Origin of the sequence: Helicobacter cetorum MIT 00-7128, assembly GCF_000259255.1 — a bacterium.
GTDB lineage: Bacteria > Campylobacterota > Campylobacteria > Campylobacterales > Helicobacteraceae > Helicobacter > Helicobacter cetorum_B.
Genome location: NC_017737.1, coordinates 1,389,006 through 1,408,846 on the forward strand (window position 1 = coordinate 1,389,006; position 19,841 = coordinate 1,408,846).

The 19,841-nt window shown below is 34.4% G+C and carries 16 protein-coding genes and 3 pseudogenes; 6 read left to right on the top strand and 13 right to left on the bottom strand.

Translation table 11 applies throughout. From position 1 onward, the window contains the following. Nucleotides 1-4 precede the first annotated feature (4 nt). Together HCW_RS06460 and HCW_RS06465 are read left to right on the top strand one after the other, a co-directional pair. Complete coding sequence (locus HCW_RS06460; protein WP_014661422.1) at nucleotides 5-1,996, top strand: transglycosylase domain-containing protein; 1,992 nt, start codon at nucleotides 5-7, stop codon at nucleotides 1,994-1,996. Nucleotides 1,997-2,668: 672 nt separating this feature from the next. Then, a complete protein-coding gene (locus tag HCW_RS06465; protein ID WP_014661423.1) occupies nucleotides 2,669-4,162 on the top strand; it encodes an outer membrane family protein in 1,494 nt (497 codons plus the stop codon). An 847-nt stretch (nucleotides 4,163-5,009) separates the two neighbouring features. On the opposite strand, the gene HCW_RS06470 is transcribed toward HCW_RS06465, so the two are convergent. From HCW_RS06470 to HCW_RS06480, 3 genes are all read right to left on the bottom strand, one after another. Next, nucleotides 5,010-5,990: an iron-sulfur cluster assembly scaffold protein NifU gene (locus HCW_RS06470; protein ID WP_014661424.1), complete on the bottom strand. Its 981-nt coding sequence runs from the start codon at nucleotides 5,988-5,990 to the stop codon at nucleotides 5,010-5,012. Nucleotides 5,991-6,015: 25 nt separating this feature from the next. After that, nucleotides 6,016-7,182 (bottom strand): NifS family cysteine desulfurase, encoded by a 1,167-nt coding sequence (locus HCW_RS06475; RefSeq protein WP_014661425.1) that lies wholly within the window; start codon nucleotides 7,180-7,182, stop codon nucleotides 6,016-6,018. Between the two features lie 181 nt (nucleotides 7,183-7,363). Then, nucleotides 7,364-7,876 carry a helix-turn-helix domain-containing protein gene (locus tag HCW_RS06480; RefSeq protein ID WP_043902669.1) on the bottom strand — a complete coding sequence of 171 codons (513 nt, stop codon included), beginning with the start codon at nucleotides 7,874-7,876 and terminating at the stop codon, nucleotides 7,364-7,366. Nucleotides 7,877-8,055: 179 nt separating this feature from the next. On the opposite strand from HCW_RS06480, the gene HCW_RS06485 reads away from it, so the two are divergent. Beyond that, nucleotides 8,056-8,604, top strand: a complete 549-nt coding sequence (locus HCW_RS06485) for a YbhB/YbcL family Raf kinase inhibitor-like protein (RefSeq protein ID WP_014661427.1) — start codon at nucleotides 8,056-8,058, stop codon at nucleotides 8,602-8,604. Between the two features lie 162 nt (nucleotides 8,605-8,766). Here the strand turns inward: HCW_RS06485 and HCW_RS06490 are convergent. The 8 genes and pseudogenes from HCW_RS06490 to HCW_RS10030 all read right to left on the bottom strand — a co-directional run. Next, nucleotides 8,767-9,590 (bottom strand): annotated as a pseudogene (locus HCW_RS06490) (glycosyltransferase family 25 protein). 512 nt (nucleotides 9,591-10,102) lie between these two features. Beyond that, complete coding sequence (gene trxB / locus HCW_RS06495) at nucleotides 10,103-11,038, bottom strand: thioredoxin-disulfide reductase (RefSeq protein ID WP_014661428.1); 936 nt, start codon at nucleotides 11,036-11,038, stop codon at nucleotides 10,103-10,105. Between the two features lie 5 nt (nucleotides 11,039-11,043). Next, nucleotides 11,044-11,364 carry a thioredoxin gene (gene trxA, locus HCW_RS06500; protein ID WP_014661429.1) on the bottom strand — a complete coding sequence of 107 codons (321 nt, stop codon included), beginning with the start codon at nucleotides 11,362-11,364 and terminating at the stop codon, nucleotides 11,044-11,046. Between the two features lie 86 nt (nucleotides 11,365-11,450). Then, a complete protein-coding gene (locus HCW_RS06505) occupies nucleotides 11,451-11,795 on the bottom strand; it encodes a YraN family protein (protein ID WP_014661430.1) in 345 nt (114 codons plus the stop codon). Beyond that, nucleotides 11,792-13,060 (bottom strand): homoserine dehydrogenase, encoded by a 1,269-nt coding sequence (locus HCW_RS06510; RefSeq protein ID WP_014661431.1) that lies wholly within the window; start codon nucleotides 13,058-13,060, stop codon nucleotides 11,792-11,794. The genes HCW_RS06505 and HCW_RS06510 overlap by 4 nt, the downstream gene beginning before the upstream one ends. A 10-nt stretch (nucleotides 13,061-13,070) precedes the next feature. After that, complete coding sequence (gene uvrC, locus HCW_RS06515; RefSeq protein ID WP_014661432.1) at nucleotides 13,071-14,864, bottom strand: excinuclease ABC subunit UvrC; 1,794 nt, start codon at nucleotides 14,862-14,864, stop codon at nucleotides 13,071-13,073. A gap of 2 nt (nucleotides 14,865-14,866) precedes the next feature. Further along, a pseudogene (locus tag HCW_RS10025) lies at nucleotides 14,867-15,067 on the bottom strand (hypothetical protein); the annotation flags it as partial. A gap of 59 nt (nucleotides 15,068-15,126) precedes the next feature. Beyond that, nucleotides 15,127-15,328 (bottom strand): annotated as a pseudogene (locus HCW_RS10030) (hypothetical protein); the annotation flags it as partial. Between HCW_RS10030 and HCW_RS06525 the strand changes: the two are divergent. Beyond that, entirely contained in the window at nucleotides 15,320-15,499 is a 180-nt protein-coding gene (locus HCW_RS06525) for a hypothetical protein (protein WP_014661434.1), read from the top strand. The pseudogene HCW_RS10030 and the gene HCW_RS06525 sit on opposite strands and share 9 nt — an antisense overlap. Before the next feature lie 18 nt (nucleotides 15,500-15,517). Here the strand turns inward: HCW_RS06525 and HCW_RS06530 are convergent, their stop codons facing one another. Continuing rightward, nucleotides 15,518-16,153, bottom strand: coding sequence for an ATP-binding cassette domain-containing protein (locus HCW_RS06530; protein WP_014661435.1), 636 nt, complete (start codon nucleotides 16,151-16,153; stop codon nucleotides 15,518-15,520). Nucleotides 16,154-16,156: 3 nt separating this feature from the next. Next, nucleotides 16,157-17,716, bottom strand: coding sequence for an ABC transporter permease/substrate-binding protein (locus HCW_RS06535; RefSeq protein ID WP_043902673.1), 1,560 nt, complete (start codon nucleotides 17,714-17,716; stop codon nucleotides 16,157-16,159). An 83-nt stretch (nucleotides 17,717-17,799) separates the two neighbouring features. Here HCW_RS06535 and HCW_RS06540 point away from each other — a divergent pair, with 83 nt between their 5' ends. Together HCW_RS06540 and HCW_RS06545 are read left to right on the top strand one after the other, a co-directional pair. Then, nucleotides 17,800-19,230: a 4Fe-4S dicluster domain-containing protein gene (locus HCW_RS06540; RefSeq protein ID WP_043902675.1), complete on the top strand. Its 1,431-nt coding sequence runs from the start codon at nucleotides 17,800-17,802 to the stop codon at nucleotides 19,228-19,230. Nucleotides 19,231-19,235: 5 nt separating this feature from the next. Then, nucleotides 19,236-19,841, top strand: coding sequence for a hypothetical protein (locus HCW_RS06545; protein WP_014661438.1), 606 nt, complete (start codon nucleotides 19,236-19,238; stop codon nucleotides 19,839-19,841).

Consider the following 19,841-nt stretch of genomic DNA (forward strand, 5'->3'; position numbering starts at 1 on the left):
TCTCATGTTAAAAAAAATTTTTTATACCTTTATGGCAATCATTTTCATTGCTCTTGGTGCATCTATTATTCTTATTATGCAAGTTTGGGTTAGCACTGATAAAGATATTGCTAAAATTAAGGACTACCACCCTAGTATTGCCTCACAGATTTTAGATAGAAAAGGGCGTTTAGTTGCTAATGTTTATGATAAAGAGTTTCGTTTCTATGCCCATTTTAATGAAATCCCTGCTAGATTAGTTGAAAGCTTGCTGGCTGTAGAAGACACGCTCTTTTTTGAGCATGGAGGGATTAATTTGGATGCGATTATGCGTGCTGTAATTAAGAATGCCAAAAGCGGGCGCTATACTGAGGGAGGTAGCACTCTAACCCAACAATTAGTTAAAAACATGGTGCTTACACGAGAAAAGACCCTTACTAGAAAACTCAAAGAGGCGATTATATCCTTGCGTATTGAAAAGGTTTTAAGCAAGGAAGAAATTTTGGAGCGCTATTTGAATCAAACTTTCTTTGGGCATGGATATTATGGGGTAAAAACGGCAAGCTTAGGGTATTTTAAAAAGCCACTTGATAAACTCAGCCTTAAAGAAATTGCTATGCTAGTATCCCTACCTCGTGCCCCAAGCTTTTATGACCCCACAAAAAATTTAGATTTTTCACTCGCACGAGCTAATGACATTATAAGACGCTTGTATTCTTTAGGCTGGATTTCTTCTACAGAATTAAAACATGCATTAGGCGAAGTGCCTATTGTATATAATGAAAGCACTACACAAAATAGCGCCCCTTATGTCGTAGATGAAGTGCTTAAGCAACTAGACCATTTAGATGGTCTAAGAACCAAAGGTTATACCATTAAGCTTACTTTAGATTTAGATTACCAACGCTTAGCTTTAGAATCTTTGCGCTTTGGACATCAAAGAATGCTAGAAAAAATTGCCCAAGAGCGCTCTAAGGACAAAAAAAAAGATAATGACCCCCAAGAAGAATTAGAAGACAATCTCAACGCTAGTATGGTTGTTACTGACACTCAAAGTGGTAAAATCCTTGCTCTAGTAGGCGGAATTGATTACAAAAAAAGCGCTTTTAATCGTGCCACTCAAGCCAAGCGACAATTTGGAAGTGCTATCAAGCCTTTCATTTATCAAATCGCTTTTGATAATGGCTATTCTACCACTTCTAAAATTCCTGATGTAGCTAGAAACTTTGAGAACGCTAATCGCACCACCGATAGCACCCAAAACCATGCATGGCATCCTAGCAATTATTCACGCAATTTCTTAGGGCTTGTAACTTTACAAGAGGCTTTAAGCCACTCTTTAAATCTAGCAACCATAAATTTAAGCGACCAACTTGGCTTTGAAAAAGTCTATAATTCTTTAAGTGATATGGGTTTTAAAAATCTTCCAAAAGATTTGTCTATTGTATTAGGAAGTTTTGTCATTTCGCCCCTTGATGCCGCACAACAATATTCGCTTTTTTCTAATTATGGTTTAATGCTTAAGCCCATGCTTATTGAAAGCATTACAAATTCTAGTGGCGAAACTAAAACTTTCACACCCCTTGAAATCAAGCGCACGACTTCTAAAGAACAAGCCTTTTTGACCCTTTCAGCACTAATCAACACGGTGGAAAATGGCACCGGCAAACAAGCTCGTTTGCATAATATTGAAGTGGCAGGAAAAACAGGAACTTCCAACAATAATATAGATGCTTGGTTTATTGGCTTTACCCCAACTATACAAAGCGTGATTTGGTTTGGCAGAGATAATAACACACCTATTGGTAAAAAGGCTACAGGTGGGGTAGTGAGCACACCGGTATATGCGCATTTTATGCGTAATATCCTAGCTATTGAGCCATCATTAAAAAGGAAGTTTGATGTCCCTTTGAATGTGCGTAAAGAAATTATAGACAAAATCCCCTACTACTCTACTTCCCCTATTATCTCCACACCAAAAGAAGAAAATAACACCGATGAGCGCCTGCTCTTCTAAAGGTGTGCTTAAATCAACTCCATAGCACCTTTAAAGAGTATTTTTAAAAGCTATCTTTAAAAATTATCTATAAATCTTGCCTATCATTGAATATTTTTAAACCCTAAAAGTATTCTTTATTAAAAACACTACTATCAATACAAATATCTAAACTTAAATTACAAAATATTTTTAACATCTTATAAGTCTATTAATTGATATTGAAAAATTTCTTTTTGGGTATTTTTGTAATGCCTTATTTTTATCAATTCATTTATCATATATTTAATAATAACCATATTTTTATAGAAAAACATTACTTAACGAGACACCAAAAAACATAAAGTCGCATTAATTTTTATTACAAAATCCCTCAATATTCTTTAAAAAAGTATGACAATTCTTAAAAATTCTTTAATAAAAAACTAATATTGCTTAAAATTATCTCAGTTTTACCACTATTACAAGCCTAATTATAAGAAAAAGCTAAAAATCAACAAAATATTATGCTAATATAAACAAAACTTGGTTATTTTATCAACCTTGAAAATTACACTTCTTGTATAAAGGAACAAAAATGAAAAGACTAGCTAGAAACCATCACAACAAAAGATGTTTAAGAAAATCATCAATTCTTATTTGCACTGGCTTGCTCTACAAATTGAAAATTTTTAACTTTAGTGAAGGGTAATAATGAAAAATAATGTTACATCTGTTAAAAATATAGCAACACTAATTATATTATTCTCTCAAATGGAAGCTTTTGATTTAGGCAAGATTGCCAAAGTCAAAGCTGGTGCTGAATCCTTTTCTAAAATCGGTTTCAATAACAAACCTATCAATACCAACAAGGGGCTTTACCCTACTGAAACTTTTATGACTATCATGGCTTACATGCAATTAGATTTTAACGAGTTATTGCCTAAAAACGCTACAGCCAATGGGCACCATTTAGAAGGGAGCTTAGGGGGTTGGGGTGGAGCCATTATCTATGATAGCACTAAAGACTTTATCAACGAAGTAACCGGCAAGCCCTATGGAGCTATGGGGTGGAACTATGTGGGTATGTGGGCAGGACTTGTAGGGCAAAAATCTTGGAACTGCGGTTTAGCCACAGGGAATTTAACGCAAGGTGCATATAATAATATGACACAAGCTCAGATGACCCAAATGTCTGATAAAGAGGCCTTACAAGCCTCTAGTTGTGCGCAAACTATGGCTAATCACACTAGAAACTATGTGATTTATAACGCTTACTTGCATTATAAATATAAAGATATTTTTGAATTTAGGGGCGGAAGATACGAATCTCCTGCAGATTATATGTCTGGCTATACACAAGGATTTGATATGACCCTAAATTTAGGACGCTTTAAGTTTTGGTGGTTTAGCTCTTTTGGGCGTGGCTTTGCTTACAACGAATGGCTCTATAATTTCTATTCGCCCAAAACCTACACCTTAGCTAATGGTAAAGTTATCAATCCCGGGGTGCATGCCTTTTATGCTACTTGGAGTTATAAGGGTTTTATGATTCAACCCTTTTTCTATTTTTCCCCTGCTAATGAATATAGCCCAAACTTTACCATTACTTATGATAGCAACCCCCACTTTCATGGCTTGGGGTTTCGCTCACAAACTGACATTACCTTGCTAAATCCTATCTATCCTAAGCGCTATTGGGACACTTATCAATTCGGCATGTTAGCAGGAACGCATGGTAATAGCTTGATGATTAAGCAAAAGTTTGAGTGGAATGAATACAACTTTGGCGCAGGTATTTATAAGGCTTGGGGGAATGCCAACTGGATGATAGGCTATCATGGTAACCGCTTAGGCTTTGACTTTTGGACTAATAGCGTGTATGCAAATACCATTAACTCACTTTCTTACATGATGGATGCAGATGCTTTTACCGTATTTGCCTTTGGTGGTGGCGTGCATAGAAGACTTGTTTGGGGGTTGCTAGGGCGTTTAACCTATGGGCCAAGAGCCAATGAGCAAAGTTTAGCGCTCAACTTGGGGTATAAATTCTCCAAAAACTTCTCTGCTGATATTAAATTTGAATATTATAATGTATTAATGCATCAAGGGTATAAAATGGGTTGGAATGGGCCAAAGCTAGATAGCCAACCCGCCACAGACCAAGATAGAAGTCATATCTTTACTGAATTAGTATGGAAACTCTAAGATAACTCTATTTGCGTAAAATTTTTACGCAAATAGGTGGTTTAATTTTTTTATACAGCCTTAAAACTAAAAATAAAATTTAAGCTCTGTATGGAGCAAACATTATCTTATAAAAAGTCTTGCTATATATAACAAACATATGGCATAAAGTTTTTACAATCAAACAAAAACCTTTGGAAAAAATAACCTTTTTAGCTATTAGCACCCAATTAAAAATAATTTACAATCTTAATACTTAAAAACAAAAATATTAAAAACAACTTTCAGCCAAGATTATCAAAAAACAAGCAATAATTCTTGCTTAAAAAATCCCAACAACCTTAGCTACAATTATGCTATCTAGCATTACAATTAAAAATAGTTATATAAAATTTTTATTTTATTTTATTTCTAATATTTAGAATTTATACACTTTTAATATATAATAAAAATATAAAAATCAATACTATTACTAAGAATTATTTACAGAAATTTAAGATAAGAAAAGTCTCACAAGGTTCTATTCCGCTTAAATATTGATACTTAAAAATATTCTTAATAAATAAGGTTTAATTTATTATTCTTGTAACTCCCTTTTTATCATTCTTTTTTAAAGAAGTTTATCTTTAAACTTCACTCTCATAGCTTAGATTTTTTGATTTAGCTCTAAATTTCATCTAGTCTTTTTAAAATTCTAAGAAACACCTAGCCCAAGCACTTACAAAGCTATCGCTTAACGCTTTTAGTATTAAGCCATTTTATGCTTTATTGTCAATGCTCAATTAAGAACAAAGCCTTTCAAAAATAAAGAGCTATAAGCACTCTTTGAATCAAAAGAATCCTTATAGCAATAAAGAATAAAGGGACTTTAGATTGGCAACACTCTAATGTTTCTATCTAATAGCTCTTGCAAAGCGTTTTCAATAGCAAATAAAGTTCCTGTAGTAGCACTCATGCACCCATCGCATGCGCCTATGTAGCGGATATACACATCAATGTAGTCATCGCTTTCTTTAATGTCTAAAATCTCCATATCTCCCCCATCCATCATTAGCATGGGGCGGATATTTTCATCAATGACTTTATCCACTGCCTTAATCTTTTGCACCATAGTCATTTCTCTAAAAGCCAATTCTCCATTTTGAGATTTATTAGCTGTAGCCTTAAGTTTTTCAGCCTCCATTTCTTCACGCACTTCTTTGAGAATATCTACCAAGTAATAATCTCTAGCCTCATGCCCACCGGGTCTAATACAGCTCCCACAAAAGCCACCAGCTTTTGTGTAGTTGGTAATTTCTTCAATCGTTTTTAAGTCATTGAGCTTGATTACTTCTCTTAGAGTGCTTAAGCTTACTCTAGCACACTCACACACAATGATTTCTTCTTCAAAATCCTCGGCATTTTTGCCCAAGTATAAACCCGCAGCTTGCTTAATCACATCATAAGCCATAACTGAGCAGTGCATTTTTTGCCCCGGAACTGCTGGGGTATCTGGGTTATCTCTTAAGCCTTTTTCTACATCTAAATTAGTGATTTTTACTGCCTCTTGGACTTTCTTACCCAAACATAATTCAACCATCATATCAGAGCTTGCAATCGCTGTCCCACAACCAAAGCTCTTAAACTTCGCATCAATAATCGTGTCTGTATTTTCATCTACAAGCCAATACAATCTCACTGCGTCTCCACAAGCCTCTGCACCATAATCTGCCACAATAAGCTTTGCGTTTTTTTCCTTAGCTTGCTCCTCTGTTAAAACTCCTAAATGCGTAGGGTTATCCATACGCCTTTGCACTTCTTTAGAATACGCATCCCATAATGCCCCACCAACTAAATCGTGTTTTGCCATTATTTTAAATTTCCTTTATTTATTTTTAATAAGAACTTGAAATATTTCTTAATCTTGTTGTTGCTTTAGAAAAGACTTCAATGGTTTTATCAATTTCAGCCTCAGTTGTAAAACGACTCAATGATAATCTAATTGCCGTATGAGCTAATTCTTTACTAGCCCCAATGGCTACCATTACCGGATTTGCCTCTAAATCCTCGCTCGCACACGCACTTCCGGTTGAGGCAGCGATATTGGCACGATTTAAATCCCACAGCATAGCCTCTCCTTCAATCCCTCTTACGCTAACTAAAGTTGTATTAGGCACACGATGAATCCTATCGCCCACAACCATAACATCAGGAATTTGTAAAAGAGCGTCTTCTAATTTATCACGCAATTTTCCTACCACTTCTCTTTCATAGTCCAAATGCTCTATGGCTAGTTTCATAGCCTCCCCCATGCCCACAATATAAGGCACATTCAAAGTCCCACTGCGTCTGCCTCGCATATGTTCTCCGCCATGAAAAAGAGGGGTTAATTCTACCCCACTTCTAATATATAGCCCTCCAATACCTTTTGGCCCATGGAATTTGTGAGCGCTAAAAGAGAGAAAATCCACATTAGCTTTCACTACATCTACCGGAATTTTGCCAATGGCTTGCACAGCGTCAGTATGAAATAACACGCCTTTTTCTTTACAAATAGCCCCAATTTCTTCAATAGGAAAAATAAGACCCGTTTCATTATTAGCCCACATCACGCTCACTAAAGCAGTTTTAGGTGTTATTGCCTCTTTGACCCGCTCTGCAGAAACTCTCCCATGCTCATTGATAGGCAAGTAAGTAACTTCTACTCCCAAACTTTCTAAAAAACTACAAGTCGCCCTAACAGCCGGATGCTCTGCAACGGTTGTAATAATATGATTCTTGCCTTTTTTTAAGCATTCATCAAAATACACGCCCTTTAAAACCCAATTATTACTTTCTGTCGCACAAGAAGTGATAACTACATCATCTACATCTCTAGCATTAATGCCTGCATAAAGCTTGTCTAAAGCCTCAGCTATCACGGGGTGAGTTTCAGTGCCAAATTTATGCAAAGAGCTAGGATTTCCATAATGCTCTGTTAAAAATGGCTCCATAATTTCTTTGACTTTGGGGTCAATTTTGGTCGTAGCGTTGTTATCTAAATATATTCGTTGTTGTAACACTGCGGTATTTTCTCCTTAAATTTTTTAAGCGATTGTTCCCATTTAGGTTTAATACTTGATAAATACAAAAAACTTTCTTAATTTCAACTTAAAAATACAACAACCTTTATTAAAAATACGCTGATTTTAAAAAATACCCCCATAGCAAGCCCTATACTAGAAAGTAAGGCAAGAAATAATGCTAAGAATTAAGGGGTCTTCCTCGCCTATCTTTTAGGGCATCTATCCCACCTTTTTGATAACGCTTTTCCCATACATAGAGTTTTTGCAACTGCCTAGAAACTTCTTTTTTAGTCGGTTTAATCCCCTTAACATTATAAAGAACGGTAACAATAAGGGGCTTAGGAATATTATATTGTTGGATAAACTCCAAGCAATCTTTTTTGGAGTTTGGGTCTTGCTTATTCCTAGTAATATCCACATGCCCTAAATGCTCTAAAATAAAAAGACGCTTTTCTTCATCTTCTTTGGATAACTCTGGCGCTAACTCTATCTCTTCACTAACGCCTCTTAAAAACCTATGACTAGCCCCCAAAGAGGTCTCACTAGGTTTGATTAAACTAGTAAATAATGCCTCTTGTGGTGCAAGCCACATACGAGTGCTTAAAGTATTTTCTAGCAATACAAACACTTTCCTTTGCTGTTCCAATAGCGCATCTATTTTGGCGCATAAATTATCTATTCTCTTTTCCATTCGCAAATAATAGCAAGAAACAAGAAACCAATAATTAATTAAATGTCAAAAAATTATAGTCATTTCTTTATAATTCTTATTTTGTATTGCTATATTTATTTGTTTCATACCCCTATTTCTTGGACTTTGTATGCTAAAATACCCTTAAAATTCGTTATTAAACCAAGGAGACAAAATTTATGCAATTTTTTAGCGTATGTATAGAAACTGACCCTAAAGGCTATTTAGATGCCAAGTTTGGTGGGAATGCCCCTAAAGAATTTTTAAATGAAAATGGCTTACCCACTTATTCGCCTAAAATTTCATGGCAAAAGATAGAAAATGCTAAAAGCTATGCTTTAGAGCTTATAGACCATGATGCCCAACAAGTGTGTGGCATGACTTTTATTCATTGGGTTGTAGGCAATATTTCTAACAATGTTTTAGAAGAAAACGCTTCAATAATGAATAAAGAAATCATTCAAGGGGTCAATTCGCTCACTCAAGGCTTTGTGCGTTCAACTCTTAATGAAAGTGAAAAACAACATTCTAATGCAAATAATAGTGTCTATATTGGTCCTATGCCCCCTAATGGCGATCATCATTACCTTATCCAAGTGTATGCTCTAGACATTCCTAAACTTGAATTACAACCCTTTTTTTTCTTAGGCGATTTGCATGACAAAATGCGTGGTCATATTATTGCTATGGGAAGAACAGAATTTTTATATAAACAATGTATTAGATAAATATGCAGAGCTTATAGCTCTGTGGTATCAAATAAAATCAAAATAGCTCATATTAAAAATTTTTAAATGCGAATGTTTTAATTGTCTTTTATGGCAAAATTGGTTTTATTAGTCAAAGATGCTTTTTATGTTTATCAAATCACTTCATTCAGCTAAAAGCAATCATAAAAAACGCCATAATTTTAAGCCCTTATAATGCCAATGTCTCATTAGCGCAATTTTAGGACTATAGGGCTCTTCTATGCGCTCTATAGTAGAAATCTGCTCATTATCAGCAATAGCAAACGATTTCAACACTAAATTTCTTACTCCATGAATAAAAGTAGCGTCCATTAAAGTATCCACAGGAGTAATCCATTTTTGACTATGCCCTAAAAAGATTTGAGCTACTTTGGGTGTGATAACATACCCTTGAGTGCCTACCCCATAACTATAGGCATTAATAATTCCTATGTGTTTTTGTATTTCTTGATTTTCATTGATTAGGGGCTCACTTCTTATATTTGGGTCATACAATAAATGCATTAAGCGCACATATCCCAATTCTTGAATATACTTTTCTAAAAAATCTAAGCTCTCGTTAAAATTTTCTTTTAAAAAAATATCATCTTCTAAAATACAAATAGGCTCGTTGAGTTCTATACATTTTTTCCATAGCATATAATGGCTTGCATAACACCCAAGCTCGCCTAAATCCATAAACTTTGCATGGTATTTTAAGGCATAATAAAATTTAGAAATCTCACTCACTAAATCTGTCTTAATCCCTATACTTCTCACATTTTGCGTAATGAAATAAGGGTGCAAGTGCTCTTTAACTAATGAATGTAACCCCCCCCCCCCGAATTTTTAGAATAAATAGCATCAAAAATTTCTACAGAATGATTACTCGTTTTAAGGGCATTGATGATAGCATTAGTATCCCTAAAAGCTAAATGAAACTCATCGCATACTTTCTTACTCAAAGAAATGATAAAAATACGCATCCTTAGAATCCTTATAATAGCAATTTTATAAAATTCTATAATCTTATTTAAACAATGACTCCAAACACAGATAATATAGCAAAATTCCATGAACTGATGTTTCTAAAATAAGCAACAAATAGAGCCAAAAACAATATATTTGAAATGCTTAAAATTCTTAAAATTCTATTTAAATTGGAGTATTAGTTAGCAATAATAATTGCCTATACAATCAAAATTATTTAAAAACTAAAAAATTCTTTAAAGGAGTTATGTCTATTATTCATCTCTTCTAAAATATCTTGCAAAAAAAGTTTCATTGCATTGTTAAAAAAATAAAACAAAAACATCATAAAGCTATTTGATTAGATAAGATTTATTTATGATTTTTTAGCTATTAACCCAATAAACTACTGCCAATAATTCAGCTATTATCAACACTACTCTCTAGACTTATCTAATAAAAACTAATTTCAAAAAAATAGAAACAAAAACCCTAAGAAGAAGATTCTTAGGATTGAAATGAAGAAATCTTAATGATTTTCCAAATAAGAAATAACACCCAATGCTGCAGTCGCACCATCACTTGCCGCACAAACCACTTGCTTAGGCGCAAAAATACGAATATCCCCTGCTGCAAATAAACCTTGAACATCTGTTTTCATGGATAAATCTACAATTACAGAGCCATATTCATCACACTTACATAGCATTGAGCCATCAACTTGTTTTAATACAGCGTTATTCACATCATAACCCACAAAAACAAAGATACCCGGCACAACCAATTCCCTTGTTTCGTTAGTAGCGGTATTTTTAATACTTAAAGAAGATACGCCAGCACTATCGCCCTTGATTTCTTCTACCACATAAGGGGTTAGAAATTCAATTTTATCATTCTTTTTGGCATGCTCTAAAGTGATAGGCGCACATCTAAAGCCATCTCTTCTGTGAATGAGATAAACTTTTTTGCAGATATTAGCCAAGTAAATCGCCTCTTCTACAGCAGTATCTCCACCGCCAAGCACGGCTACTTCTTTATTCTTGTAAAAAAAGCCATCGCATGTGGCACAAGTGCTTACGCCTTTACCCCAAAATTCTGACTCTCCTTTAATGCCGGTGCGCTTAGGGCTACCACCAGTAGCAATAATCACACTCTTAGCCTCAAAAGTCTTACCATCTTCTGCATGAATAACAAAATGAGAATCTTTTTTAGAAACTCTTTGAATGGCTGTCATTTCATGCTTTAAGCCAAAGCGAAAGCATTGCTCTTGCCATGGTTGCATAAAATCTAGTCCGCTCAAAACTTCCTTAACACCCGGATAGTTCTCAATCTCGCTACTGCCTGTGATTTGCCCACCGGGCATGCCCTTTTCAAACAGCACGACATTTTTAACCCCACCTCTAGTCGCATAAAGTCCCGCACTCAATCCTGCAGGACCACCTCCAATAATAGCGCAATCTAACATAACGCTTAACCTAAAAGTTTATCTAGTTGCTCTTTTAGGGCAACCTTAGTTTGTGCGCCAATAAGTTGATGAACCACCTCACCATTTTTCATAAATAAAATAGTAGGGATACTTCTAATGCCAAACTTAGCTGAAAGCTCTTCTTCTTCATCGGTATTGACTTTGCAAATTTTAGCTTTATTTTCATACTCACTAGCTAATTCATCAATCACAGGGGATAACATCTTACAAGGTCCACACCATGGAGCCCAAAAATCTACCAACGCAACACCCTCTTTAATAGTGCTTTCAAAATTTTCTTGAGTTAATTCAATATAATGACTCATAATTACTCCTAAATTACTTTAATTTGATTAACGAACTAATCATAGCTTAAAAATACTAATGTAATAAGATTTATTTTTAAATAAGTCTAAAAAGTGATATTTTCTACCAACTCAAAATTACCATTTTTCACAATAAGAGCGTCAATACAAAAATCACTATTGGGGTCTTTTTGAGACAAATAATAACGAATAGTTTTGATTATTTTTTTCATTTTTTTAGGTGTAATCGCATAAATAGGCTCAAAGTTTTTCCCACTTTTAACCTCAACAAAATGTAAAACCCCTCTTTTAAAAGCAATAATATCAATCTCACCAAATCTTGAGAAGAAATTTCTCTCTATGATTTCAAATCCTAGTGTTTTTAAAAAATCACAAGCCTCTTCTTCAGCTTTTAAGCCTTTTTCTCTATGTTTGTTATTTAAAAATCTCATTCTGTTATTAAGCGAATCATTTTAGGGGTATCTAGCACGCTAGATAGATTTTCAAGCTCTTTGAGAGCGTTTAAAATTGTCTTTTCATTAGTTAAATGCGTAGAGAGCAAGATTTTTGCCCTATTAGCTTGTGAGATTTCCTTTTGCAAGACATTGTTAAGCGAAATATCATTTTGTGCTAAAATTGCACTAATTTGAGATAAAACGCCTTTTTCATCATTGACTAACAAACGCACATAATAAGCACTCTCTATGCTTTCTTGTGGTTTTAATGGTAGGCTTTGGGGGCATTCAAATCCTAGCATCAAAGAGCTTTTTTCTCTTGCAATTTCTATAATATCACTAATAACCGCACTCGCTGTTGCCTCTCCCCCAGCTCCAGCTCCATAATACAAAGTCTCGCCCACTTTATCACCCACAATACTTATGGCATTCATTACGCCATCTACTTTAGAGAGCATGCGCTCATTTTTTATCATGCTTGGATGCACTCTTAATTCAATACAATCTTTATGTTTTTTGGCAACACCTAATAGCTTAATGTTATAGCCAAACTCTTTAGCAAAATCTATGTCATCTTGCTCTATTTTTTCAATACCCTCAATTAAAATTTCTTCTAATCTAGCATCAATACCATAGGCTAAAGAGGCTAAAATCAATAGTTTATGGGCCGCATCAATACCCTTAATATCAAATTCAGGATTCATTTCAGCATAGCCTAAATCTTGAGCGTCTTTTAAGGCGTCTTTGAAACTTCTATTGTGGTTAAACATTTGTGTGAGAATGTAGTTGCTTGTACCATTTAAAATCCCTTTTAAAGAAAGAATGTGATTAGCACTCAAACCATCTTTTAAAGCCTTGATTACAGGAATACCCCCACACACGCTTGCTTCAAACCCTATAGGGGTGTTTTGAGCAATTTGTTCTAATTCATAGCGGTGATACGCAAGCATGGCTTTATTGGCTGTAACAAAGGCTTTTTGTTTAACTAAAGTTTTTTTAGCTAATTCATAAGGCACTTCAACCCCACCCATAAGCTCTATTACAATATCTATCTCTGTATCTTCTACTAAACTTTCCAAATCATTACTGATTTCAAAAGGGTAGCCTTGATATTTTTCTACATCACGCACAATAGCTTTTTTAATAACAATTTCTACCCCAGCCCTATCTCTAATAATTTCTTTATTATCTTCTAAAATTTTAACAACCGCACTCCCTACGCACCCTAATCCAACTATTCCTACACACAATCTTTTTTTCATCTCATTTTCCTTATATTCGTTTTCTTAAAACAGCGTTTTTTTCTTGCTCGCTTGCTTTTTCAATCGCCTCAAAACTTCCAAAATAATCTAGTAATTTTTTCACACTTGCTTTTCCTATGCCTTTTTCTTCTAAAAGAGCGATTTTTTTAACGCTTGCTTGTTTTTGGGCTCTATGAAAGCTTATGGCATATCTATGGCTTTCATCACGCAATTTTTGCACCCATTGCAAACGCTTATCGCTTGGTAATAAGGCTAGAGTTTGTGAGCTTGTATGAATCATATCTTTAGCCCCCCCTTTAGAGCGATAGGCCTTAAAATCTCTTTTTTCCTTAGAAATAGCTATCACTTCTACAGAACTCCCACTGCTTGCAATCACTTCTAAAGCAATCTTTAGTTGCGCTTTACCGCCATCTATTACCCATAAATCTGGTGGGGGATTTTTATCAAAACTCAAAGCCCTTCTAGTGAGTAATTCAGTCATTTGAGCGTATTCATTCTCGCCCTCTAAATGATAGCGTCTGTAAGAATCTTTTTGAAATTCCTTATTTTCATACACAATCATTCCCCCCACACAATGCTTATTAGCATGATGACTTGTATCAAAAACTTCCACCCTATAAGGCAATAAGCGTAATGAAAATAATTCTTGAATATTTAACAAAAGCTCTTCTTCGTCTAAAAATTCCAAAGCCTTAGCATTAAAAATTTCTTTAGCGTTTGTCATAGCAATTTGAATTAAAGCAAATTTATCGCCCCTTTTAGGCACCACTAAAGAAACTTTTTTATGATACCTATTATTTAAAAAAGTCTCTAATTCTAATAAGGTTTCATCATTACAGCTTTGGGCTAAAAGAATTTGCTCTGGCACAAAGGGCAAATGAGCTTGATAATGATTTAAAATCGCTTGCTTGATAACTTCTTCAATATCAAAATCATTTTGAGAGTGCAATCTTTCAAAGGCTGAAGAAATGATTTTCCCCTCTCGCATAAACATCTTCACTAATACCGCATTATGCCCTTCACTATAAAACGCAAAAATATCTAAATCATAAAGCTTAGCCAAATCCATGCGCAAATTGGGAGCAATTTTTTTAATCCTAGTAATTCTATCTCTATAAATAAGCGCCTCTTCAAAACGCAAATGATTAGATAAACGCTCCATTTTTAATGCTAGTTCTTTAACCAACAAATCTTTATTTTCAATCATCTCTAAGGCTCTTTGAGCGATTTTCAAATATTCCTCTTTAGTGATTTTATTTTCGCATGGGGCTTTGCAACGCTCTATTTGATAAAATAAGCATGCTTTTTTGTCTTTAATACAATTTTTCTTTTGAACCAAAGGAAGCAATTCATACAAGCTATCTAAAATATCCTTTGCTCCGCTAGTAAAAGGGCCAAAAACCTTTATGTTAGATTGTTTTAGGACTTTTCGTGTGATTAAAGGGATAGGAAAATCAACTGAAAAATCCATATAAATATAAGGGTAAGTTTTATCATCTCTTAAAAGGATATTGTATTTAGGTTTAAGTTGCTTAATCAAAGAATTTTCTAAAATTAAAGCGTCTTGTTCATGCTCTACTAAAATGGTTTGCAAACTTCTAATTTGATGTGCCATAATTTGAATACGAGGGCTATTACGCTTATTTACAAACACTTCATCATCTTGAATAGAAAAATAACTTCTCACACGCTTTTTTAAATTCTTAGCCTTGCCAATATAAAGTAGTTGGTTGTCTTTGTCAAAATATTGATACACCCCACTACATTCAGGCAAGTTCTTTAAACTAGCAAGCAAACTAGACATTATTAATTCTCAAAGAGTCTGCGCTGATACCCAATCAGCGAGCGAGCCTTTTCAAACAAGGCATGTAAAGTCTCATCTTGAATAGAATTATGAAAATTACCTAAAGCACTAGGGCAATAAAATTGGTTCAAATTTTTAATGGGAGCATTAAAATCGGCTTTTTCTAATGAGTCTTTAGGCACATAACCTATAATCTCTAAATCTGTTCTTAATTCCAACATTTGAACATTTTCTTTTAAAAATCTCCCCACTCTCTTAGAATGTTCTTTATTAAACTCCTTGCATGCCCAAATGCTTTCAAAAGCAAACAACAATTTATCATCTTTAATAGCAACAACTTTGAGATTTTCTTGTAAACTTAAGGGTAACAAAACCTTAAGGCGCTTGAGTTTGGAAAATTCCTCAAGCTTTTTAAGGCGACAAGACTTTTTTTTAACCAATAAGGAGAAAATATTTTGTTCCATAAACTTATCTTAGCATGCTTTTATGCGCTCGTAGTAACAACCTTTTATGGCTGTGGGTATAAAGCGCCACCATTTTATAAAAAACCAACTCCAAAAACACAAAGCAATACCAACTCTTCTATGCAAACCCCAACCGATAACACCACACCAGAATTTTTAAAAGAGCCTTAAAATTTAAGGCTCAACTTATCAATCAAACCTTAATATCTCTGTAGAAAGCTTTTTAGCTTCGCTCTCATCATGCGTTACCATAATAAAGGTAGCTTGAGAGTGCGTGTGCATGTCTTTAATTAAATCTTGCAAATTCTTACGATTAGAACTATCCAAGGCACTAAAAGGCTCATCTAGTAAAATAAGCTCTGGCTTATGGATAATCCCCCTAACAATGCCCACCCTTTGAGCTTGACCCCCGCTTAATTCATTAGGAAACTTGTCTAAAATACTCTCATCTAAGCCCACTTTTAACGCTAAATTTACAGCTTCTTTTTGAGCCACCTGTTTGTCTATGCCCTGTAAATTCAAGCAAAAAGTCATGTTTTGCAACACATTTAAATGGGGAAACAAGGAATTACCTTGAGCGATATAGCCGATTTTTTGTCTTAAATGAGTATTCTTTAAATCAAGAGTCTCATTAAAGACTTTAACACTCCCTAAACTTGGTTTCAATAGCCCCAAAATCAAAGCTAAAAGCGTGCTTTTACCACTCCCACTCTCCCCTAAAACGCATAAAAAATCCCTTTCTTTAATGCTTAGATTAAACTCTTTAAAGATAACACGATTTTGATAGCTAAAAGACACATTTTCTATTTTAACCACTTCTTCCATCTGTTATAACCCAATACTTTCTAAAAAACTCTCAGCCACAGCCTTGGGGCTTTTTTTCAACACTTCTACTTGGTAATTTAAATCTTGCATTCTCTCATCAGTAATCTTTGAATTTAATTTTTCTAAAATTTCTAAAACCTTAGGATACTTTTTGACAACTTCTTTTCTTATAACAATGCCAGCTTTATAGTTAGGAAAGAATCCCTTGTCATCTGTAAGCACTTTTAAATGCAATTCTTTGATTTGAGCGTCCGTAGTAAACACATCTAGGGCGTTGATTTTTTGAGACACAAAGCTTTTATAACGCAAATTAATATCCATTTCATGCAAGCTCTTAAACTTAAAGCCATAGGCTTTCATTAAGCCCTTAAACGCATCATCTCTTTCAAAAAAGTCAAATTCCGCCCCAAAGTCAAAATGCTCGCTATAAAGGGCTAAATCGCTAAAAGTTTGAATAGAGTATTTTTGAGCATTTTCCTTAGAAATGGCTAAGGAATAAGTGTTATTAAAGCCCAAAAGCCCCACCCATAAAAGATTAAATTCTTTCTCATAACGCCTTTTAATTTCTTTAAAATCTACTTTTTCTTTCAACGGATTTTTGAGTGTATTCACCCATGCGGTGCCGGTATATTCCACATACATATCAAAATCGCCCTTAAGCAATGCCGGATGAATATTGATAGTCCCCCCACCAATGCCAAAGGCTCGCTTAATAGGCAAATGAGCGTGCTTTTCTAACAAAGTGCTTAAAATCTCCCCCAAAATATATTGCTCGCTACTGAGTTTGGTTGCTACGACTAAAGGCTTTTGCTCTGTCGTGTTCTTAGGCACTAGCCATAACACACTCGCTATGAGCAAGAATACAAATAACGCCAAATTAGTATAGACCTTTATCTTTTGTTTTTTAGTAGCGTTTTGAGAACACAAGCGTTGCAAAGCGTTTTCGTGCTGAAATACACTCACAAACTTATCCGCTAACACACTAAATAACGCAATGATGAAACTACCCACAACTAAGAGCATGGTATTTTGAGTGTTTAGCCCCCTAAAAATCGCTTGTCCCAATCCCCCAGCCCCAATCAATGCTCCAATTCCAGCCATAGCCACTAGCATTACCACCGCAATTCTTAAGCCCACTAAAATTTGTGGGATAGCCAATAAAAAACGCACTCTAAAAAACAACTCTTTTTGATTGCACCCTAGCCCAATAGAAGCCTTAATCACTTCTTCTCTCACATCTTTTAAGGCGTTATAGGTGCTATGAACAATCGGTAATAAGCCATATAAGACCAATACCACAAGAGCGTTTTTTAACCCCACACCAATTAAAGGAATGAATAATGCAAACAACGCAAGCGAAGGAATGGTATAGAGAAAATTCACTATAGGGAGCAAGAATATTCTAGCCTTTGAGCTATAGAACACAAAAACCCCAATCAAAACCCCAAAAACCAGCACCATTAGGCTAGAAAGCGAGACAATCACAAAATGCTGTGCGATTAAATCTATAAAGTAAAACAACCGCTCATAAAATTCTTGTATAAAATGTTTTAAAGCACTCATACCTATCATTATAACCAAACTCATTAAAATTGGATTTGTTATTGGTTTATTTTTTATTTTACCAATCACCATATAATAAGAAAATGACTGAGTTTATTTATATAAAAGACCCTAAAAATCCTAATGTAATCTTGCATGACCATATTCAAGTTACAACAACGCCTAATATAGAGTGCATAGTGTGTAATGTAGAAAATCCTAAAGCTAAAGTGATTGCCAAAGAAGTGAATTTTTTTGTTCAAAATTCTGCACAAGGCGTTTTAGAATTAGCTCAAAGTTTAAGTCTCTTATACGAAGTGAATGCTTTAAAATTTGATTTTGACAACACTAAAATTAGCTTTATAGAAAAGCAAGAGCAAGAGTTGCAAGAAGTAAGTGAGCATTTTAGCTATAACGCAAGCATTTGCCAGTATCACCAACGACAAGTTGAATGCTGTGCTAAATGCACTGAAGTATGCCCTAGTCTAGCTATCACTAAAATGGATAAAGAAATCGCTCTTAAAAATAATCTAACATGCGAAGATAACCGCCATTTAATCATCAATCATAGTGCATGCATAGATTGTGCTAAATGCGTGAGCGTGTGTCCTAGTGGGGCGTTAGTGGATAATAAGATGAATTTAGAAGGCTTTGAAGAAATCTCTAAATTATACAAAGGCACTATTCCCCTACTCTTAGATAGAGATTTAGAAAATTTAAAAGTCAATCTTAAAAAAGAAGTTTTGCCCCTATGCTTAAATCTTAATGTATTGGAACAAACCTATTTGCTCACGCTTTTACAAGAAAGTGGCTCTCAAATCGTGCTTTTTGCTCCAAAACTCAATGACTTAAGCATAGGCACATTAGAGAGCATTCAGCTTTTAAATGAAATTTATCAAACTATCTATAAAATAGACGCTATTTTAGTAGCAAGCAATTTAGAAAACTTACAAGCTCATTTAAATAACGCTCAACTTCTTTTGCAAACTCATTTCACGCCCCCTAAGATTATACAACATACTAAAAGAGATAGCCTTTCTGAAAGACTTAGTTTTATGGTAGGTCAAACACATTATAAAGAAAAAACAAGTTGTGGGGAGTTTATCCGCTACGGACATATTGAAATCAAAGATAATTGCACCTTGTGTTTGTCATGTGTAGGGGCGTGTAATACGAATGCCTTAAGTATTGATGGTAATAACTACACTTTAAGTTTTCAAGCAAGTTTATGCACCACTTGTGGGTATTGCGAGAATATTTGTCCTGAAAAAGATTGCTTGAAATTATTTAGAGATGGTATCAGTTTAGAGCCTAATTATTTTAAACCTATAGTTCTAGCTAAAGATGAAATTTTTAAATGCAAGATGTGTTCTAAGCCTATTGGCACCCAAAAAAGTGTGCTAAAAATCGCTAACATGATGACCCCCATTTTTAAAGATGATAAGAGAAAAATCGCTTCACTTTATGCATGCGCTGATTGTAAAATCAAAATTATGCTAGAAGATTTTTTAGATATTAATTCCATTCTAAAGTAGTAATAATGCAAGTAGATGAAAATGTATTTAAAGCCAGAGCGTTGTATTATAGGCTTTGGCATTATTTAGTGAGTTTCATAGAAGAAGAAAAAGATTTTTTAATCTTGCAAGAATTAGTTAATCACTTATCATCATTTGCTTTTGATGAAACTTCACAAAACGCATGGCAAAACTTAAAAACGACTTTAAATTTTGAAAGTTTTAAAAACGAGCAAAATTTAGTGCTATTCTCCCCTACCTATAATCTTGTGCCATTAAGCGCGTCCTTTTATATAGATAAGCAAGAAAACGCCCTTTCACGCTTAAAGGCGATTGAAATTTTAAAGCTCTCAGAGCTAGAAATCACTAGCCCCTTAATCAAACAAAAAATCAGTGAAGATGATTTGAGTTTTTTAACGCTTTTAATGAACGCTTTATTGTTTGAATGTATCAACAAGGATAAAAAGGCTTATGTTTTGCATGAGAGATTGTTTAAAGAATTGTTTCATTTGTTCTGTGATGACTTTTTACACAGATTGCAAACGCACCCAAAGAGCGTTTGTTATCTTAATTTTGCTAGTATTTTGAGAGCCTTTATAAAACATGAAAGATTATTTTTTAATCTTCATTGA